The 18,762-nt window shown below is 72.1% G+C and carries 16 protein-coding genes and 2 tRNA genes; 15 read left to right on the forward strand and 3 right to left on the reverse strand.

What is annotated here, in order from left to right:
- Positions 1-84 precede the first annotated feature (84 nt).
- Positions 85-2,160, forward strand: coding sequence for a hypothetical protein (locus ACF07S_RS05460; protein WP_391973605.1), 2,076 nt, complete (start codon positions 85-87; stop codon positions 2,158-2,160).
- Positions 2,161-2,377: 217 nt separating this feature from the next.
- Positions 2,378-3,604 carry a glycosyltransferase family 2 protein gene (locus ACF07S_RS05465; protein WP_391973493.1) on the forward strand — a complete coding sequence of 409 codons (1,227 nt, stop codon included), beginning with the start codon at positions 2,378-2,380 and terminating at the stop codon, positions 3,602-3,604.
- An 80-nt stretch (positions 3,605-3,684) separates the two neighbouring features.
- Here ACF07S_RS05465 and ACF07S_RS05470 read toward each other — a convergent pair whose 3' ends face one another.
- Positions 3,685-5,730 carry a hypothetical protein gene (locus tag ACF07S_RS05470; RefSeq protein ID WP_391962477.1) on the reverse strand — a complete coding sequence of 682 codons (2,046 nt, stop codon included), beginning with the start codon at positions 5,728-5,730 and terminating at the stop codon, positions 3,685-3,687.
- Between the two features lie 101 nt (positions 5,731-5,831).
- Positions 5,832-7,259 (reverse strand): polysaccharide pyruvyl transferase family protein, encoded by a 1,428-nt coding sequence (locus ACF07S_RS05475; RefSeq protein ID WP_391962132.1) that lies wholly within the window; start codon positions 7,257-7,259, stop codon positions 5,832-5,834.
- Positions 7,260-7,525: 266 nt separating this feature from the next.
- Here ACF07S_RS05475 and proB point away from each other — a divergent pair, with 266 nt between their 5' ends.
- The 5 genes from proB (at position 7,526) to ACF07S_RS05500 (ending at position 12,415) form a co-directional block, all read left to right on the forward strand.
- On the forward strand, positions 7,526-8,632 hold the full coding sequence (gene proB, locus ACF07S_RS05480; RefSeq protein WP_391962476.1) for a glutamate 5-kinase: 1,107 nt from the start codon (positions 7,526-7,528) through the stop codon (positions 8,630-8,632).
- 145 nt (positions 8,633-8,777) lie between these two features.
- On the forward strand, positions 8,778-9,236 hold the full coding sequence (locus tag ACF07S_RS05485) for a hypothetical protein (RefSeq protein WP_391973606.1): 459 nt from the start codon (positions 8,778-8,780) through the stop codon (positions 9,234-9,236).
- Between the two features lie 71 nt (positions 9,237-9,307).
- Positions 9,308-10,594 carry a glutamate-5-semialdehyde dehydrogenase gene (locus ACF07S_RS05490; RefSeq protein ID WP_391962131.1) on the forward strand — a complete coding sequence of 429 codons (1,287 nt, stop codon included), beginning with the start codon at positions 9,308-9,310 and terminating at the stop codon, positions 10,592-10,594.
- A 72-nt stretch (positions 10,595-10,666) separates the two neighbouring features.
- A complete protein-coding gene (locus ACF07S_RS05495; protein WP_391962130.1) occupies positions 10,667-11,257 on the forward strand; it encodes a hypothetical protein in 591 nt (196 codons plus the stop codon).
- 87 nt (positions 11,258-11,344) lie between these two features.
- Positions 11,345-12,415, forward strand: coding sequence for a hypothetical protein (locus ACF07S_RS05500; RefSeq protein ID WP_391962129.1), 1,071 nt, complete (start codon positions 11,345-11,347; stop codon positions 12,413-12,415).
- A gap of 7 nt (positions 12,416-12,422) precedes the next feature.
- On the opposite strand, the gene ACF07S_RS05505 is transcribed toward ACF07S_RS05500, so the two are convergent.
- On the reverse strand, positions 12,423-13,547 hold the full coding sequence (locus ACF07S_RS05505; RefSeq protein WP_391962128.1) for a M48 family metallopeptidase: 1,125 nt from the start codon (positions 13,545-13,547) through the stop codon (positions 12,423-12,425).
- A gap of 361 nt (positions 13,548-13,908) precedes the next feature.
- Here ACF07S_RS05505 and ACF07S_RS05510 point away from each other — a divergent pair, with 361 nt between their 5' ends.
- The 8 genes from ACF07S_RS05510 to ACF07S_RS05545 all read left to right on the forward strand — a co-directional run bounded on the left by ACF07S_RS05510 (position 13,909) and on the right by ACF07S_RS05545 (position 18,727).
- On the forward strand, positions 13,909-14,073 hold the full coding sequence (locus ACF07S_RS05510) for a hypothetical protein (protein ID WP_391962127.1): 165 nt from the start codon (positions 13,909-13,911) through the stop codon (positions 14,071-14,073).
- Between the two features lie 62 nt (positions 14,074-14,135).
- Entirely contained in the window at positions 14,136-14,774 is a 639-nt protein-coding gene (gene nadD / locus ACF07S_RS05515; RefSeq protein WP_391962126.1) for a nicotinate-nucleotide adenylyltransferase, read from the forward strand.
- Between the two features lie 16 nt (positions 14,775-14,790).
- Positions 14,791-16,569: a LytR C-terminal domain-containing protein gene (locus tag ACF07S_RS05520; protein WP_391973494.1), complete on the forward strand. Its 1,779-nt coding sequence runs from the start codon at positions 14,791-14,793 to the stop codon at positions 16,567-16,569.
- A 96-nt stretch (positions 16,570-16,665) separates the two neighbouring features.
- Entirely contained in the window at positions 16,666-17,112 is a 447-nt protein-coding gene (gene rsfS, locus ACF07S_RS05525) for a ribosome silencing factor (protein WP_391962124.1), read from the forward strand.
- Positions 17,103-17,777, forward strand: a complete 675-nt coding sequence (locus ACF07S_RS05530; RefSeq protein ID WP_391973495.1) for a histidine phosphatase family protein — start codon at positions 17,103-17,105, stop codon at positions 17,775-17,777. Before rsfS ends, ACF07S_RS05530 begins: the two co-directional genes overlap by 10 nt.
- Before the next feature lie 131 nt (positions 17,778-17,908).
- A tRNA-Ala gene (locus ACF07S_RS05535) sits at positions 17,909-17,981 on the forward strand.
- A 316-nt stretch (positions 17,982-18,297) separates the two neighbouring features.
- Entirely contained in the window at positions 18,298-18,531 is a 234-nt protein-coding gene (locus ACF07S_RS05540) for a hypothetical protein (protein WP_005479297.1), read from the forward strand.
- 123 nt (positions 18,532-18,654) lie between these two features.
- Positions 18,655-18,727 (forward strand) — tRNA-Ala (locus ACF07S_RS05545).
- Positions 18,728-18,762 lie beyond the last annotated feature (35 nt).

Genomic DNA, 18,762 nt, shown 5'->3' on the forward strand with positions numbered 1-18,762 from the left:
CGGATTACCCGTAGGCGAAAAAACCGGCACTCTCCCTCCAAGAGCAGGTTCTCCGTGATATCCACCGCTATTCGCGTCGCCCGGGTGGGCAGCGCGGCCGAGCTGGCCGCGGCGGTCCTCATGATGCTGGGCTTCCCCTGCCTCATGCTGGCCGCGCTCGTCCCGAGCGTTCCCGCCTTCGCGGCGGCGGCCGCCGTGACGTACCTGGCGGACCACTATCTGCACCGCAAGGGCAGCTACCTGGTCAACCGCCTCAGCAAGGTGCGGGCCGGCCTGTCGATCCGCTTCCTGATCCGACAGCTGCTGCTGATCCTGCTGCTGGCCCGCCTGTCCCTCGCGGACAACCTGATCTACTACGGGGCGATCGCCTGCTTCATCGTCTTCTACGGTCTTCAGGCCCCGCACGGCGCGCTCACCACCCTGATCCGCAACCGCCGCCGGATGCCGGTCGCCACCCGCAACGTCGACCTGGCCTCCCGGATCCGCATCCCGGACGCCCCGCCGCACGCGCTGCTGAACCGCGCCGCGGAGAAGATGCTCCACCTCGACCTCGCGGCGGTCGTCGGCATACTCGTCGGCGCGCAGCTGGAGTCGGCCGCCGCCGGTTACGCCGGCATCGGCGTCACGCTGGCCCTGAGCACCCTGTACGTCGCCGTCCTGGTGCCCTACGTGCGCGGCCGGAAGATCCCGCCGAACGCCGACAGGGTGCTGGAGGCGGTCGACGTCTGGCTGCGCGAGTACCGCCCGGAGACCGTGCTGTACTTCTCCGGCTCCAAGGACTCCGCCTACCAGGTCAACATGTGGCTCGACACCATGGCGCAGCTGGACACCCGTCCGCTGGTCATCCTGCGCGAGCGGGTCATCCTGGAGAAGCTGGCGCCCACCACGGTCCCCGTCGTCTGCGTGCCCGGAGGGGTGCACCTGATGAACATGGACCTGTCCACGGTGCGGGTCGCGCTGTACGCGGCGAACGTGGGCAAGAACATCCACCTGCTGCGCGTGCCCACCATGAAGCACGTCTTCATCGGCCACGGCGACAGCGACAAGCTGGCCAGCGTCAACCCGTTCAGCAAGGTCTACGACGAGGTGTGGACGGCCGGCCGCGCGGGCCGCGACCGCTACGCCATCGCCGACGTCGGTGTCCGCGACGACGACATCGTCGAGGTCGGCCGCCCGCAGCTGGCCCCGATCCAGACCTGGCAGGGCGTGCCGGACGACCGCATGCCCACGGTCCTGTACGCCCCCACCTGGGAGGGCTGGGACGACAACCCGGGCAACACCTCGATCCTGCTGGCCGGCGAGAACATCGTGAGGAGGCTGGTCGAGGCGGACCCGGCGGTACGCGTCCTGTACAAGCCGCACCCCTTCACCGGCACCCGCAGCGCCCAGGCGAAGGCCGCCCACCAGCGGATCACCGCGCTGATCGAGAAGGCCGCCGCAGAGCGCGCCGCCGACCCCCGCTTCACCGCGGACACCGCCGCCCAGGCCGGGGCCGGGGCCGAACTGGCGCGCATCGAGGCCCGGCTGGCCGAGCTGGCCGTCGGCACCGACAAGGGCGACGAGGCCGAGGCGACCCGCGACGGACTGGTCGACGTCACCCGGTTCGAGGAGGCCGCACGGCTGCGCGTCGAGTGGAACGCCGCGTACTGGCGTTCCTTCCCCGACTGGGAGCACCGCGTCATCACCGGTGCCCGGCCGCTGCTGTACGACTGCTTCAACGTCTCCGACGCGATGGTCTCCGACATCTCCAGCGTGGTGTCCGACTTCATCGCCAGTGGCAAGCCCTACGCCGTCACGGACTCCGCCGAGCTGGGCGCGGAGGAGTTCAAGCGGCAGAACACGGCGGTGCGTGCCGCGGTGATCCTCTCCAACGGCGCGGCTGAGCTGGGCGCACTGCTCGACGCGGTCCGCGTCCCGGCCGCCGACCCGCTGGCCGAGGACCGCAGGGAACTCAAGCGCTACCTGCTCGGTCCGGACGAACCCTCCTCCATCGTCCAGTTCAACGCGGCGGTCGCGCAGCTCGCGCTGAAGGCCGAGACGCGCAACCTCGGTCAGGAGTCCCGCATCACGGTCGGCGGACCCGGCGTGGAGCTGGCGGACGCGGTGCCCGTGCAGCGGGCGTCGGCGCCCGGCGAGACGGACGGCATAAACGCGGGCTGACCGGTCCCGTAAGCCCAACAGGGCCCGGCCCCCGAAGAGTTGGTTCTTCGGGGGCCGGGCCCTTTCGGATGTCCGGCGGCACGCGGGACCGAGCGGGCCTCGCCTGTGACGTGACCCACTAAAGCGGCGGGGCCGGGCAACCCCTCACCTCGAACACCCGTCTATCAAGTAGCGAATGAGGCGATACAGGATGAATATCCCGTAACGAGGGGGAAACGTGACCGTGACGCAGCCTGATGTCACCGTCGTCATCGGGGCGTACGAAGCGATGCCGTATCTGGTCGAGTGCCTCGCCTCCGTCGAGGCGCAGACCATCGACCCGGAGCGCATCGAGGTCATCGCGGTCGACGACGGCTCGACCGATGGCACGGGGGAGTACCTGACGGAGTTCGCGGACCGCGCGCCGATGCCGGTCACCGTGCTCCGGCAGGAGAACTCGGGCGGCCCCAGCGGCCCGCGCAACGTGGGCCTGGACAAGGCCGCCGGGCGCTACGTCTTCTTCCTGGACGCCGACGACCGGCTGGGCCCCGAGGCCCTGGAGCGGATGGTCGCCATGGCCGACCGCGCGGGCACCGACGTCGTGCTGGGCCGGGTGGAAGGCGTCAACCGCAACGCGCCGAAGTCCATGTGGGGCGAGACGCTGGAGCGCACCGACGTCTTCTCCTCCCCCATCAAGTTCACGCTCAGCGCGCAGAAACTGTTCCGCCGTGACCTGCTGGACCGGCACGGCATACGGTTCGACGAGTCCCTGTACACCGGCGAGGACGCGCTGTTCACCATGGAGGCGTACCTGCGGGCGGACGGCGTCTCCGTGATCGCCGATTACACCTGCTACTACCTGGTGGGCCGCGACGACGGCAAACACGTCACCAAGAGCGGCGGCTACACCCTGCGGTTCGACTCCGCCCGCGCCCTGATGAACCTCATCGCCGCCCTCGTCCCCGCGGGCCCCCGGCGCGACCAGCTCATGGTGCGGCCCTTCACGGTCACCCTGCTGCCGCAGTTCGGCCCCCGCTTCCTCAAGGACGGCGACGACGTCCGGCGGCACAAACTCCTGCTCGCCCGGCCGCTGATGGACGCCCACTGGACCGAAGGCGTCGCCGAACGGCTGAAGGTCGAGGAGCGGCTGCGGCTGCACCTGGTGGCCGAGCGGCGGCTGGAACTCCTCACGGACGTCCTGGAGTTCGTACGGGCGGGGAAGCGGGCACCGGTCCTGCTGGAGCGGCGGGGCCGCCGCGTCTACCTCGCCTACCCGCACTTCCGCGACCGGGCGGCGGGCATCCCCGACTCCGTCTACCTCGCCGCCCCCCGCGAGGCCCGCGCCCACCCCGGCTACCGCGAGGGCGGCATCGGCTCCCTCCTGCGCCGCGCCGCCCGCAAGGCCCGCCGCGCACTGACCCCGCCCCGCAAGGACACCCGGGGCGGGACAGCCGCCCCGGCCTGACCGCGCGGCGCCCCGCCACGGACCGCGGCCGTCCGCGCCTCCGGGTCCCGGCTCCGTACGGGCCCGGCCGGCCGCCCGGGTCAGGCCCGGCGGCCGGTGCCCGCCCGCGCGGCGGCCTCCCGGCGCTGGCCGGGGACTTCCGTGGTGAGGCGGTGCGCGGTGCGGGCGCGGTGTTCCCCCGCCGCCGTGCACAGCGCGCGCACGGCCCCGGCGAAGCGCCGCTGGGACGGCGGCTCCGCCGGGCCCAGCAGGCGGAGCTTCAACTGTGCCCGGGCCGAAGCCAGTTCGTCCTTCTCCGGGTGCCGTACCGACTCCAGCAGGGCCGGCACCCCGGCCGCGTCCGGCGTCAGGACGGTCGCCGCCGCCACCGTCGGGAACGCCGCGCGGAACGCCTCCTCGGACAGCCCGCTGGTGTTCGCCACCGCGTACGGCTTCCCGCCGGCGAGGAAGTCGCTGACCACACTCGACACATCGCTGATCAGCACGTCGGCGACGTTGAAGCAGGCGTACAGGGCGGGACGGGCGTCCTCGACGACCTGGTGCTCCCACTCCGGCAGCGACGCCCAGTACGCCTCCTCCCAGGCCGCCGCCGCCCGCGCCACCGCCTGGGCGCGGCCCGGCTCGGGCGCGGACTGCGCGAGCATCCGCTCGGCCTGGTCGGCGCCCGCCCGGACCACGGCCCGGGTGAGCCGGTCCAACTCCGCTGTGCACCGTGCCAGTTCGTCCGACGGCGCCGGGCGCGGACCGGACCGCTCCCGGTTCGCCGCCCGGATCAGCTCCCGGATGCGGCGGTCGGCGGCGCCCGCCCGCGGCTCCACCGAGCCGGTCAGCGGGTGCGGCTTGTACAGCAGCCGCACCCCCGGGTCCGCGAGCAGCGCCCGCACCAGGTTCTCACCGGCCGCGATCACCGACGTGTTGCCCGGATGGCCGTCCCAGCCCTCCCAGGTCGGCGCGTACAGGACCGTGACCGGCCCGGCCGGCGGGCCCGCGTACGGCCGTACGCCGTCCAGCTGCGGGCGGCCGATCTCCACCACGTCCTTGTCCTCGACCCCGACCTCAGCCAGCGCGTACCGTTCGCGCGCCGCCGGACCGGCCACCCACACCTCGTCGTAGGCCTTCGCGTAGGGGTTGCAGGACGACAGCTTGTCGCTCTCGCCGTGGTTGACGAAGGCGTGCTTGATCGTGGGGATGCGCAGCACCTGGGAGGTCTTGCCGGAGTTCGACGGGTGGATGAGGACCTGGAGGGTGGAGTGCTCCAGCCGCATCAGCGTGGACACCTTCGGCAGGCACACCACGGGGATGTCGGTCGCCGCGATCCGCGGCACCATGAACCGCTCGCGCAGGATGATCACCGGCCGGCCGCCGGCCCCGGCCAGCGGTTCCAGCCACATGTTCGCCTGGTAGGCGGAGGAGGGACCGCCGGAGAAGTACAGACCGACCGTGGGCCGGTACTCGGCCAGCCAGGCGTCGAACCACTCGAGCACCTCCCGCTCGCCCGCCGGACGCCGGCCGGGCAGCAGCCGCAGCAGCAGGGCGCCGAGCCCCGCGGAGGTGAGCAGCAGGGCCAGCGCGACACCGGCCGCCGCGCACCGGGCGTCGTCGGTGACCGCCGTGGCCGTCAGGCCGGCCGTCGCGGGCAGGCCGAAGAGCAGCAGCCGATGGCCGGGGCGGCGCAGCAGAGCGGCCGGGGCGGGGGACAGGCGCAGCGCGGAGGCGTCGATGTTCCGGGTCAGCACGGGCAGCGTGCGGGTGCGCCGGACCAGGACGGACACCGCCTGGACCGCGCAGTGCAGCGCGTAGAAGGCCAGCAGGCCGGCGACGAGCGGGGCGTACTGGGGCTCCCGGTGCTGTTCGCCGAGCCGCAGCAGGCCCACCACCAGCAGCAGATCGCGCAGCACATGGCGGACCGTGATGTCCGCGTGCGTCTTGGCGAACAGCGACAGCATCCCGGGCTGCCACCGGTACAGCACGCCCTCGACCGCCAGGGACACGGCGGTCGAGGCGAGCAGCAGCGGCACGTGCGGGCGCAGCGCGGCGACGGCCTGCGCGACGAAGGCCGCCGCCAGGACGGCGAGGAGGAGCAAGGAGGCGGCGGGCAGCCGCCGTCGGGGCGAGGGTTCGGGCACTGCGGTCACTCCAGGGTCGACGCAGAACGGGCGCCCGGGTTAACGCGCGTCGACCTCCGGACGACACGCGCGTGTCCGGACCCTGGAGTGAACGGGCCGTGCTATACGGCTCCGCTGCCCTTCGGCGAGGGCTGCCGCCCCGGCTGCAGCGCCCGCCGCAGCGGGCCGCCCACCACGCGCCGCGCACGGCGGTAGACCGAGGACTTCACGGCCGGCGCGGCCGCCTTGACGGTGGTCTTGGTCCCGGACCTGGCCCGGGCCAGCTCGCGCTTCAGCTTGGCGTTGTCCGCGGACAGCTGGGACACGCGGCCGTACATCCAGCTGAACCGCGCGGTGAGCGAGGCGGGGTCGTTGTCGATCCAGGGGCGGATGCCCGCGGGGAAGGACAGGGACCTGAGCTTCTCGTCGAACGCCGCGCCGCCGTCGCCGTGCGTGAAGGTGTTCTGCAGCCCGTTCTTGTCGAGGAACGCGGTGAACCGGTCGAAACGCTCACGGTGGTTGCCGGTCAGGGCGCTGAAGTCGGCCTTCTCGTACAGCTCGGCCGGGTCGGTGTCCGGGGGCGTCCGGTCCAGCTGCTGGTGCGGTATCTCGAAGTACCGGCACAGCTCCAGCGTGCGCGAGTCGAAGGTCAGCACCGTCGCGGGCGTGCCCGCCAGCAGCGCGGCGATGTTGCCGTGGATGCGCGAACCGAAGGAGTAGTCGAACTCCCGCAGGTCGTCGAACCAGGTCTGCGGGTCGATGTACACGCGGACCTTGTCCTCCCGGTACATCGGGTGGTCCGGGTGCGTCGGCATCATCGTGACCCGGCCGGCCGGGGAGTTCACGTCCCGCCAGTGCAACTGCTTGGCGTCGGTGAGGTTCTGGCCGATGTAGCGCAGGTGCGGATAGCGCGCGTGGGTGCGGCCGACGATCTCGTGCAGGCCGCCGCGCATCGCCGAGTGGGAGCCGTTGACGGCGATCCGCGACTCGGTGGTCAGCCGCTGCGCCTTCTTCTCCACGGTGAGCTTGTCGCCGTGCAGGAACATCGACGGGCAGCCGATGACCTCCACGTCCCTGAAGCCCATCTCGTTGAGGTACCGCTCGGTGAACTCGCCGCGCACGCCGATCGTCGCGCTGTGGTCCAGCACCGCCGAGCAGAAGGCGCGCACGGTCGGCTCCATGGCCTTCAGCCGCGCCGCGTCGTACGACACCCCGCTCTGCGCGCCGACGCCGAGCACCACGACCGGGATCCTCAGCTTCTTGATCAGCCGGGTCAGGCGTTCCAGCGAGCCCTCGAACGACGGCCGGAAGGCGTTGGCCAGGGGCACCACGAACGCGTCGTACTCCTCGTTGATCCGCCCGGCCGCGGTGAGGTCCGTCTGTATGCCGTTCGAGACGACCTCGGTGTCCCGGGCCGTGAGGATCTTGTGCGCGGCGTCACTGAAGATCAGGTTGCCCGAGTTGGTGGCTATGACGTCCCGGTGAAGGGCTTCTTCCACGGGTACGACATCGAACGGGTCCTTGCCCGAACGAAGCAGGATGCGTCTCACAGGGCGCCCTTCACGATCTTGAGATGACTCAGACGTTCACATTAAGTTGCACAGTTCTTTAATTTCTATAGGCAATTAATACAACCTTTTGGCCGCATGCGGTATGTGTTCGAACAATCACCCGGCACCTGTCCGGAGACTGGACCGCCGGGCGCCGTCCGGCCCGCTTCGCGTAGATTGCCTGACGGGGCGGGCGACCGACGACATGACGTGACGTGACGTGATGAGAGGGGACGGGCGGCAGGGTGGCAGGCGCAAGGCAGGCCGTGGGCGAGGCGCGCAGGATCGTCGTCAAGGTCGGCTCCTCGTCGCTGACCACCGCGGCGGGCGGACTGGACGCCGACCGTGTGGACGCCCTCGTGGACGTGCTCGCGAAGGTGCGCAGCGGCGGCGAGCGGGAGATCGTCCTCGTCTCCTCCGGTGCCATCGCCGCCGGTCTCGCGCCGCTGGGCCTGCGCCGCCGCCCCACGGACCTCGCCCGGCAGCAGGCCGCCGCCAGCGTCGGCCAGGGGCTGCTGATGGCCCGCTACACCGCCTCCTTCGCCCGCTACGGCGTCCGGGCCGGGCAGGTGCTGCTGACCAGCGACGACATGAGCCGCCGCGCCCACCACCGCAACGCCTCCCGCACCCTCGACGAGCTGCTGGCGATGGGTGCCTTCCCGGTCGTCAACGAGAACGACACCGTCGCCACCGACGAGATCCGCTTCGGCGACAACGACCGGCTCGCCGCCCTCGTCGCCCACCTGGTCCACGCCGACCTGCTGGTGCTGCTGTCCGACGTGGACGGCGTCTACGACGGGGACCCCGCCCGGCCCGGCACCTCGCGGATAGCGGAGGTCAGGGGCCCGGAGGACCTCGCCCACGTGGAGATCGGCAGCGCGGGCAGGGCGGGCGTCGGCACCGGCGGCATGGTGACCAAGGTCGAGGCCGCCCGGATCGCCGCCGCCGCCGGCATCCGGGTGGTGCTGACCAGCGCGGTCCACGCGGCCGACGCCCTCACCGGCGGTGACACCGGCACCTACTTCCACCCCACCGGCCGCCGCTCCGCCGACCGCCTGCTGTGGCTCCAGCACGCCTCCACCCCGCAGGGCTCGCTCACCCTGGACGACGGTGCGGTGCGCGCGGTCGTCCAGGGCCGCAAGTCGCTGCTGCCCGCCGGGATCGCGGGCGTCGAGGGCGAGTTCAGCGCGGGCGACCCGGTCGAGCTGCGGGACCGCGAGGGGCGGGCGGTGGCCCGCGGCCTGGTCAACTTCGACGCCAGGGAGATCCCCCTCCTGATCGGCCGCTCGACCCGTGAACTCGCCCGCGATCTCGGCCCGGAGTACGAACGCGAGGTCGTACACAGGGACGATCTGGTGATCCTGCATCCGTAATGCGCCGAAACTTCCGCCCTCGGTGGTGGACGTTCCGCGAAAGTGCCCCGCGATCCCCCGGTGGCCTGCTCAACTTTGTGGCGAGGACACATCCGCCCGACCACCGGGTGGGTCCGCGCGCGTGAAGGAGGCCGTCGTGAGACGAGTGCGCCCGGGGACGACGTCGTCCCGCGGTGGTACCGGCTTCCGCGCGGCCGGCGACGAGCGCTCCCTGACCAGCGTCCCGGCCGGGGGCCGGTTCCCCGGCGGCGAACCTCGCGACCTCCCGCGCCTGTGGCACGTCACCCTCAGCGTCTCCGGCGTACGGGCCCCGGTCACGGAGGTCCGGCGGGCCCTGGAACAACTCGCCCACGACCATCCCTTCCTGCTGACCAGCCGCTACGCCGACGACCACGCGGAGATCCGCTACTGGGAGGAGGCCCGCGACCTGCACGACGCGGCCGCCGTGGCGCTGCGCCTGTGGGGCGAGCACCGGCAGACCGCGGGCCTGCCGCCCTGGGAGATCGTCGGCCTGGAGGTCATCGACCGGCCCACCTACCACCAGCGCGTCGCCGCGGGGTACGGACCGGTCCTGGCCACCCCCATGGGAGTGCACCCCTTTTAGGACAAAGCCCCCCGTCTCGGGGTTCGGGACGAATGCCGACGTACCCGGCCACCCGCACTACCCTTCCCTACATGACCACGCTCTCGTCGTACGACTCGATGTCCCCGGTCGGCCAGGCCGCCCACCGGGCCAAGGGGGCCGCCGCCGCCCTCGCGCCGCTGCCGCGCGCCGTCAAGGACGACGCACTGCTCGCCATCGCGGACGCGCTGGAGGCCCGCGCGGGCGAGATCGTCGAGGCCAACGCCCAGGACGTGGCCAGGGCCCGCGAGGCCGGTGTCGGCGAGGGAATGATCGACCGGCTCACGCTCACCCCGGAGCGGGTGCGCGCGATCGCCGCCGACGTGCGGGACGTGGCCGCGCTGCCCGACCCGGTCGGCGAGGTCGTCCGCGGCTCCACGCTGCCCAACGGCATCGACCTGCGCCAGGTCCGGGTGCCGCTCGGCGTCGTCGGGATCATCTACGAGGGCCGGCCGAACGTGACGGTCGACGCCGCCGCCCTGTGCCTGAAGTCCGGGAACGCGGTGCTGCTGCGCGGCTCCTCCTCCGCCTATCGTTCGAACACCGCGCTGGTACGGGTGCTGCGGGACGCCGTGCACGGCGCCGGGCTTCCCGCCGACGCCGTACAGCTGGTGCCCGGTGAGAGCCGGGACAGCGTGCGCGAGCTGATGCGCGCCCGGGGCCTGGTCGACGTGCTCATCCCGCGCGGCGGCGCCTCCCTGATCAACACGGTCGTCCAGGAGTCGGTCGTCCCGGTCATCGAGACCGGCACCGGCAACTGCCACGTCTACGTCGACGCGGCCGCCGACCTCGACATGGCGGTGGAGATCCTGGTCAACTCCAAGGCCCAGCGGGTCGGCGTCTGCAACGCCGCCGAGACCCTGCTGGTCCACCAGGACGTCGCCGCCGAGTTCCTGCCGCGCGCCCTGGACGCCCTGGCCGACGCGGGGGTCACCGTGCACGCCGACGAACGCGTGATGGCGTACGGCAAGGACTCCCGGGCCACCGTCGTGGAGGCCACCACGGAGGACTGGGAGACCGAGTACCTCTCCCTCGACATCGCCGCCGCCGTCGTCGACTCCCTCGACCGGGCCGTGGAGCACATCCGGCTGTGGACCTCCGGCCACACCGAGGCCATCGTCACCACCTCGCAGCAGGCCGCGCGCCGGTTCACCCGGCTGGTCGACTCCACCACGGTCGCGGTGAACGCCTCGACCCGTTTCACCGACGGCGGCCAGTTCGGCTTCGGCGCCGAGATCGGCATCTCGACGCAGAAGCTGCACGCCCGGGGCCCGATGGGGCTGCCCGAGCTGACCAGCACGAAGTACATCGTCACCGGCGACGGCCACGTACGGAGCTGATCCGGACACGGTGCGCGAGGGCCGGCGCGGCGGTCCCGGCGGCCGGATGAATTTCCATACCGTCTGCCCAAATTGACCCCCCAGGTCTACTCTGGACCCGTGCCGGAGGACGTGGGGGGCACGCCGTTCCCTGACGGCTGGGAGCCCGACGACGACCACGACCGCGGGGTGTCGGACGAAGAGTTCGCCTCCGTGGTCCTCGACGAGGCCTTCGTCCGCGCGGCCGAGGTGCACGAGCCGACCGCGGTCGAACGCCTCCTGGCGGCCGCACAGGCCAGGGCCGAGGCCTTCGAGGCCGAGGCCCACCGCCCCCCTGCGCGCGGCGAGCGGTACGACGGGTACGGCGGCCACCGGGGCGGCCCCGGCCACGACGACCCGGACGACGGGCCGGGCTCCCTGGACGACGACTACGGCTTCCCGGGCCCGTACGGCAGGCGGGCGCGCTGGCACCGCCCCGTCGCCTGGCTGCTCGCCCTGGTGATGGGCGTCGGCATGGTCGCGCTCGCCTTCTCGGCCGTCTACCGGGGCGCCTCCCCCGACCGCGAGGAGCAGGTTCCGCCGCCCGCCTCGACCGGCCTGGAACAGGGCGGTTCGGCGGCCCCCTCCGCGTCGGCCGACTACTCCCGGCCGACCGTCCCGGTGATCCCGCGCGGCTCCCCCTGAGACCGTCCACCCGCTTGGTGAGTACCTGCCAAAAGTTGTGGCGCGGGCGGGCGTGTACCGGGCCTTCGCCGGACCTACCCTGAAGACATGGGAGGGCCTTCGGACCCACCCGAGGGGACGCCCGAGGGAGTCCCCGGGGGTGGAGAGGACGAGTACAGGTCCGTCGTCTTCGACGAGTCCTTCGTCCGCGCTGCCCAACTCCAGGAGTACTCCGCGCAGGAGCGCATCACCGACCACGCGCCCGCCGTACGCCGCCGCCCGCCCCCGCGCCGGGGCCTGTCCCGGCAGGCGCTGGCGCTGGTCGTCCTGATCGCGGTGGCCTTCGGCACCGCCCTCTACATGGGCGTGCGCAGCCCCTACCGGAGTCCCGTCGCCGAGAAACCCGCCGAGCCCCTGCGGATGACCGTCATCCCGCTCGTCCCGCGGAACGAGGTGCCGGGCGACACCGACGTCGAACGGCTGTACGCGCGCAGTCCGGCGGCGCAGTTCCGTACCGGCGCCGAAGGGGTGACGCTGCCCGCCGCGCGGCGCACCGCGCACTTCTCCGACGGCCAGGTCGTGAGCGCGCTGATCACCGCGAAGGACTACCTCGTGCGGTCCTCCCTCGACCCGGGCGTGCTCACCGGCGGCCGGACCCGCCCCGTACGGGTGCTGCTCGACTCCGGCCAGCTCGACCAGTTCGACCGGAGCTTCACCCGGCCCACCGCCGACGGACGGCACGCCCCCACGGGGTGGCTGGTCCGCTTCGACCCCGCCCGGGTGGAACTGGCCGACCGCGGGATCCGGGTCCGGGGCACCATGCAGGCCGCCGAGACCGACTCCGCCACCCTCGAGGTCACCACCGACCACACCTTCGTCTACGCCCTGCGGCCGGCCGGCGCGGGCCGGGACGCGGCGGCGTCGCTGTTCACCGTCCGCCGCGAACTGCACTTCCGCTTCGACCGCGACGACCTGCGCCTGCACCAGGCCGAGCTCGCCGTCGCCCACGTCCAGGCCGGACCGCTGTCCTGCGCGGAGGACTCCGCCGGACGGCTGCGCCCGCTGCTCGCCGGCCGGACGGCCGAGGAGGGCGGCCCCGCCGGCACCGATCCCTACGCCACCGGCAGCGCCCCCGCGCTGTGCGGCTCCCTGGCCGAGGGCGCGCAGCCGGACGTCTGAGCGGGCCTCACGCGCCGTCGCGCGGCGGTTCCCCGCCGTCCCGGCCCGACGGCTCTCCCGGCTCCCGGGGGTCGCGCGGGGGCCGCGGCGCCGAGGACGTGAAGCCGCCGAAGCCGCGGCGGACCCGGCCACCCAGGTCACCGGCACCGCCCGCGATGTCGTTGACCAGCTTCATCAGCGGGTCCTTGGAGGTCCTCACCTCATCGGCGTAGCCGCTCGCCGACTCCCGCCACGACTCCCGCACCGACGCGTCCTTGTCCTCGTCGCGGCGCGGGTAGTGGCCGTCCATGATCCGCTGGTGGTCCCGGGACGCCGCCCACTTCTTCAGCTCGGCCGCCCGCACGGTGGTGAACGGGTGCGAGCGGGGCAGCACGTTGAGGATCTTCAGCACGGAGTCGCGCAGATCGCCCCCGGCCTCGTACTCGTCGGCCTGCTCCAGGAACGCGTCCACGTTCATCTCGTGCAGGTGGTCGCCGCCCGCGATCTTCATCAGTCCGCGCATCGACGCCTGGATGTCCTGGCCGACCAGCAGCCCCGCGCGGTCCGCGGACAGCTCCGACTTGCGGAACCACTCGCGCAGCGCGGTCACGATCGCCATGATCGCGAAGTTGCCCAGCGGGATCCAGGCGACCCGTACCGCCAGCGACGTCAGGAACAGCAGGATCGTCCGGTACACCGCGTGCCCGGACAGCGCGTGCCCGACCTCGTGCCCGACGACCGCCCGCATCTCCTCCTCGTCGAGCAGCTCCACCAGGCCCGTGGTCACCACGATGATCGGCTCGTCCAGGCCGACGCACATCGCGTTCGGGTTCGGGTCCTGGTTGACGTACATCGGCGGGACCTTCTCCAGGTCCAGGATGTGGCAGGCGTCCCGCAGCATGTCGTGGAGGTGCGCGAACTGCCGGTCGGAGACCCGCACCGAGTCGGACAGGAACAGCAGCCGCAGACTGCGCTCGGGCAGCAGGCCGCTCAGGGCCTTGAAGACCGTGTCGAAACCGCTCAGCCTGCGCAGCGCCACCAGCGCGGAGCGGTCGGCCGGATGTTCGTACGCACGCGAGGAGATCCCGGGGAAGCGCCTGCGCTGCCTGCCCGGCACGCTCTCGTGTCCGTTGTGCGGATGGCCGTCGGACATGTTTCCCCCAGGTGCGTCTGAGTGACCCGTCGCGGTCCCTTGTGCGGTCCTTCGCTGCCCCGCGGCGCTGCCCAGCCTAGGCGGAGTCACCGTGGACGGGGCAGTGCGGACGGCGGTACGGCCGAGGAGGCGGGGATCCTGCTCCGGGTCTCGTTCCGGTCGTGATGGTGGTGGGCTGTGTGCTCACCGCGTGGTTCCTGTCGCGCGGCTACAGGCGGAAGGACGACTGAGGCACCGGGAAGGTTGCCCGGTGAGCGGCCCCGCGCCCGCAACGGCGGAGTCGGCGTGATCGCTGCCGGGGCGCCCGCTTACCATGAGCCGACGTCTTTATCCCGCCCACACGCGATAGGTCCTGCCGAAGATGAGCTTCCCCAGCACCGCTGCCCAGTTGGTCACCCTCGCCGCCGGGGGCGGAGAGCACAGCGGCAACCACGAGAGCCTCAACCCCTACGTCACCGGCGGCGGCGCCCTGCTGGGCCTGCTGCTCCTGCTGTGGATCACCACCCGCTTCAACCGCGACCGCTGAACCCGCCGCGGGCCCGCCCTGCCCGCCGGGGCTCTCGGGCCGGGCCGGTAGGGTCTGCACGCATGGGAGAGCAGGACACGCCTACCGGCCCCGGCAGTGACCCGGCCGGGCGGGGCAAGCGCCGTCTCGGCGTCATGGGCGGCACTTTCGACCCGATCCACCACGGGCACCTGGTGGCGGCCAGCGAGGTCGCCGCGCAGTTCCACCTCGACGAGGTCGTCTTCGTCCCCACCGGCCAGCCGTGGCAGAAGAGCCACCGCGCGGTCTCCGCGGCCGAGGACCGCTATCTGATGACGGTCATCGCGACCGCCGAGAACCCGCAGTTCTCGGTGAGCCGCATCGACATCGACCGCGGCGGCCCCACCTACACCGTGGACACCCTGCGCGACCTGCGCGCCCTCAACCCGGACACGGACCTGTTCTTCATCACCGGCGCCGACGCCCTCGCCCAGATCCTCACCTGGCGCGACAGCGAGGAGCTGTTCTCCCTGGCACACTTCATCGGTGTGACCCGGCCCGGCCACCATCTGACCGACGCCGGCCTCCCCGAGGGCGGTGTCTCGCTCGTCGAGGTCCCGGCCCTCGCCATCTCCTCGACGGACTGCCGTGCGAGAGTCGCCAAGGGGGAGCCCGTCTGGTATCTGGTGCCGGACGGAGTCGTGCGCTACATCGACAAGCGCGAGCTGTACCGCGGCGAGTGAGCCGAGAGGGGCACCGGTGAACGACCGATACGACGCGGGACACGGAACCGACGGGGCCGCCCCGTACGAGCTCGTCGGCTACGACGAGTACGGCCAACCCGTCTACCGCCAGGCCACGGCCCAGCAGACCCAGCAGACCCAGCAGTACGACGCCTACCAGCAGCAGGGGCAGCAGGAGCAGCAGGGATACGGCTACGACCCGTACGACCCGTACGGCACGGGCGGACACCAGCAGCCGTACGACCCCTACGGAACCGCAACCGGGACCGGGGTTCCGCAGCAGCCGCAGGACCCCTCCTACGACCCCTACGGCGCCCAGCAGGGCGGCCGGAGCGCGTCCTACGACACCTCCTACGACACCTCTTACGCCCCCTCCTACGACCCCTACGGGCAGGCCGCGCAGGGCGGCACCGGGCAGCAGCCCCGGGTCGCCGAGCAGACCGCGCACATCCCGCAGCAGGCCGGCCCGGTCGACGACGGCGACGGCGACGGCGACGGTCGGGCCCCCGCCGAGCCCGGCCGGGACTACCGCACCGAGCAGTTCGCCTTCGTCGAGGAGCCCGACGGCGACTCCGAGGACGTCATCGACTGGCTCAAGTTCACCGAGAACCGCACCGAGCGGCGCGAGGAGGCCCGGCGGCGCGCCCGCAGCCGGATCGTCGCCCTGGCCGTGGTGCTCGCCCTGGTCGCCGCCGGCGGCGTCGGCTACCTCTGGTACGCCGGGAAGCTGCCCGGCCTGTCCGGCTCCGGCTCCGGCACGGGCACCACCACGGCCGCGGGCGCCCAGAAGCGCGACGTGCTCGTCGTCCACCTGCACGACACCACCAGCGGCGGCACCGCCACCGCGCTGCTCGTCGACAACACCACCACCAAGCAGGGCACCACCGTCCTGCTGCCCAACTCCCTGGCGCTCACCGCCGACGACGGCAGCACCACCACCCTCGCCAAGTCGGTCGACGACGACGGCTCCGAGGGCACCAGGACCGCGCTCGACACCGTCCTCGGCACCGACATCGAGGGCACCTGGCGGCTGGACACCCCGTTCCTGCTCACCCTCGTCGACCTCGTCGGCAACATCGAGGTCGACACCGACACCGACGTGCCCGACCCGGACGCCGGGAAGGGCGAGGCCCCCCTGGTCAACCAGGGCAGGAGCCAGACCCTCAGCGGCAAGGCGGCCGTCGCCTACGCCACCTACCGCGCCCCCGGCGAGGACCAGAACGCCCAGCTGGAGAGGTTCGGGCAGGTCCTGCACGGCGTCCTGCGCAAGATGACCTCCGACCCGGACGCCGCCACGACCACCGTCCAGACCCTCGGGCAGATCATCGAGCCGCCCCTGACCGACAAGGACCTGGGCGCCTTCCTCGCCCGGCTCTCCGACCTCGCCAAGGGCGGCGACCACAGGACCGCGCTGCTGCCCGTGCAGGACGACGGCACGCTCAGCGCGCAGGCGAGCGACAGCGTGGTCAAGGACGTCCTCGGCGGTACCGCCAAGAGCCCCGACGAGGACGCCGCCGTCAGCGTCTCCGTGCGCAACGCCACAGGTGTGAAGGACCACACGGAGAAGGCCCGCGTGGTGCTCCTCAACGGCGGCTTCACCTTCCGGGAGGCCGGCGCGGCCGGCGCCGTGGAGGCCGCGTCGAAGGTCGTCTACGCCGACGCCGCCGAGAAGGAGAACGCCACCGAGGTCGCCAAGACCCTGGGGCTGCCCGCCGACGCCGTCACCAAGGGCGAGGTCTCGGCGAACGCCCGCGTCTCGGTGCTGCTCGGCCAGGACTACGACCCCGGGTCGTAGCCGGGAGGGCGAGGGCGTACCCCGTCATGGCGTGGGGTGCGCCCGGCGGTCCGTGAGACCCTTGAGGGCAAGTGACCGCCGACCGAAAGCCTTGTGGTGACCGCAACCGACCGTTCCATCGAGCTCGTCCACACCGCCGCGCAGGCGGCCGCCGACAAGCTCGCGCACGACATCGTCGCCTACGACGTCAGTGACGTGCTGTCCATCACCGACGCCTTCCTGCTGGCGTCCGCGCCCAACGACCGCCAGGTCAAGTCGATCGTCGACGAGATCGAGGAGCGGCTCAGCAAGGAGCTCGGCGCCAAGCCGGTCCGCCGCGAGGGCGACCGCGAGGCGCGCTGGGTGCTGCTCGACTACGTCGACATCGTCGTCCACGTCCAGCACAGCGAGGAGCGCGTCTTCTACGCCCTGGAGCGGCTGTGGAAGGACTGCCCCGAGCTGGAGCTCCCCGAGGACGCCAGGGCCACACGTGGCAAGGCGGCCGAGCACGCCCGGCTGCGGGAGGCCGAGGAGGCCGCGGAGCCGGGTGGTGAATGGCGGTGAGCGCCATCGGTGAGGCGAGCGGGTCCGGGCGCCGGGGCCGCCGCGTCATCCTCTGGCGGCACGGCCAGACCTCCTGGAACGTGGAGCGCCGCTTCCAGGGCACCACCGACGTCGAACTCACCGAGACCGGCGTCGCCCAGGCCCGCCGGTCCGCCCGTCTGCTCGCCGGTCTCGGGCCGGACGCGATCGTGGCCTCCGACCTGAAGCGGGCCGCGGACACCGCCGCGGAACTCGCCGCGCTCACCGGCCTGGAGATCACCCACGACGAGGCCCTGCGGGAGACCTACGCGGGCGTCTGGCAGGGCCTGACGCACGACGAGATCATCGCCAGGTACGGCGACCAGTACGCCGCCTGGAAGCGCGGTGAGCCCGTGCGCCGCGGCGGTGGCGAACTGGAGACCGAGGTCGCCGACCGCGCCGCCCCCGTGGTGCTGCGGCACGCCGAGAAGCTCCCCGAGGACGGCACGCTCGTCGTGGTCAGCCACGGCGGCACCATCCGCACCACCATCGGCTGGCTGCTGGGTCTCCAGCCCCACAACTGGGAGAGCCTGGGCGGCCTCACCAACTGCTGCTGGTCCGTCCTCGGCGAGGGCGCCCGCGGCTGGCGGCTGCTCGAGCACAACGCCGGCACCCTGCCCGAACCGGTGCTCGGCGACGACGACTGAACGCCCTCCCGTCCGGCCCCGGGACACCCCGGGACCCGGATTTCACTTTCTGGCAGGTCGCAGGCTAAAGTTCTTCTTGTTCGCCCCGCCGAGCGGGACGGAAGACCAGGCGGTTGCACCGCGTGGCACCAGGGGCTATAGCTCAGTTGGTAGAGCGCCTGCATGGCATGCAGGAGGTCAGGAGTTCAATTCTCCTTAGCTCCACGTGACGAAGATCCCGCCTCCCTCCGGGGAGGCGGGATCTTTCGTTGTCCGCACATGAGCAGGACGGCCCTCCCGGACGTACACCTCCACGAGACGTCGAGCCGTGTCCCGACCGGTACCTCGGCGTCGCTGACCGTATTGGTCCGGTCGTGGCAGAATCAAACGGCCGGAAGGGGGCGCGGCCCGACGGGAGGGAGTTGTGATGCCTGCGAGCATCCTCGAGGAGGTCGACCACCTTCTCGGAGCGGTGCCGACGCGACGTATCCCGACCATCCCCTACATGTGCACGGCCCGCGGCCACACCTGGAGCTGATCAATGGGTGCACACAGGCGGAAGTGCGACTGGTGCGGCAGCGGAACGCCGATCGTCCGGGACATGGAGCCGGTCAACGCCGACTACCAGTACTGGTGCGAGGAGTGCGCGCGGGCGCTGATCATAAAAGGCGACCCCATCGAGACGTACCGCGAACTCGAGGGGGAGCCGATCTACGGCCGGCTGCTGGAAGAGCACTGCACCCTCAAGCGCTTCTATTCGTTCGTGACCGCGTGACCGCGTGACCGCGGCGGTGGCATATCGGGCATAGCCGAGCGAAGCGAAACCGATTTGGTGTTGGCCCGGGTCGACCGTGTAAAGTTGGCGTCGCCGCCGGGGAAACCGGGCGGAGCGAAGCAAGGGGCTATAGCTCAGTTGGTAGAGCGCCTGCATGGCATGCAGGAGGTCAGGAGTTCAATTCTCCTTAGCTCCACAGAAGTCGAGGGCGGATCATCCGAACGGATGGTC

It is taken from the genome of Streptomyces sp. NPDC016640 (assembly GCF_043076215.1).
GTDB lineage: Bacteria > Actinomycetota > Actinomycetes > Streptomycetales > Streptomycetaceae > Streptomyces.

Excerpts from the sequence above, each read along its gene's own strand:
- ACF07S_RS05490 (WP_391962131.1), top strand. The coding sequence starts at position 9,308 with ATGACCACGCTCTCGTCGTACGACTCGATGTCCCCGGTCGGCCAGGCC.
- ACF07S_RS05500 (WP_391962129.1), top strand. The coding sequence starts at position 11,345 with ATGGGAGGGCCTTCGGACCCACCCGAGGGGACGCCCGAGGGAGTCCCC.
- ACF07S_RS05505 (WP_391962128.1), bottom strand. The coding sequence starts at position 13,547 with ATGTCCGACGGCCATCCGCACAACGGACACGAGAGCGTGCCGGGCAGG.
- ACF07S_RS05510 (WP_391962127.1), top strand. The coding sequence starts at position 13,909 with ATGAGCTTCCCCAGCACCGCTGCCCAGTTGGTCACCCTCGCCGCCGGG.
- nadD (WP_391962126.1), top strand. The coding sequence starts at position 14,136 with ATGGGAGAGCAGGACACGCCTACCGGCCCCGGCAGTGACCCGGCCGGG.
- ACF07S_RS05530 (WP_391973495.1), top strand. The coding sequence starts at position 17,103 with ATGGCGGTGAGCGCCATCGGTGAGGCGAGCGGGTCCGGGCGCCGGGGC.
- ACF07S_RS05540 (WP_005479297.1), top strand. The coding sequence starts at position 18,298 with ATGGGTGCACACAGGCGGAAGTGCGACTGGTGCGGCAGCGGAACGCCG.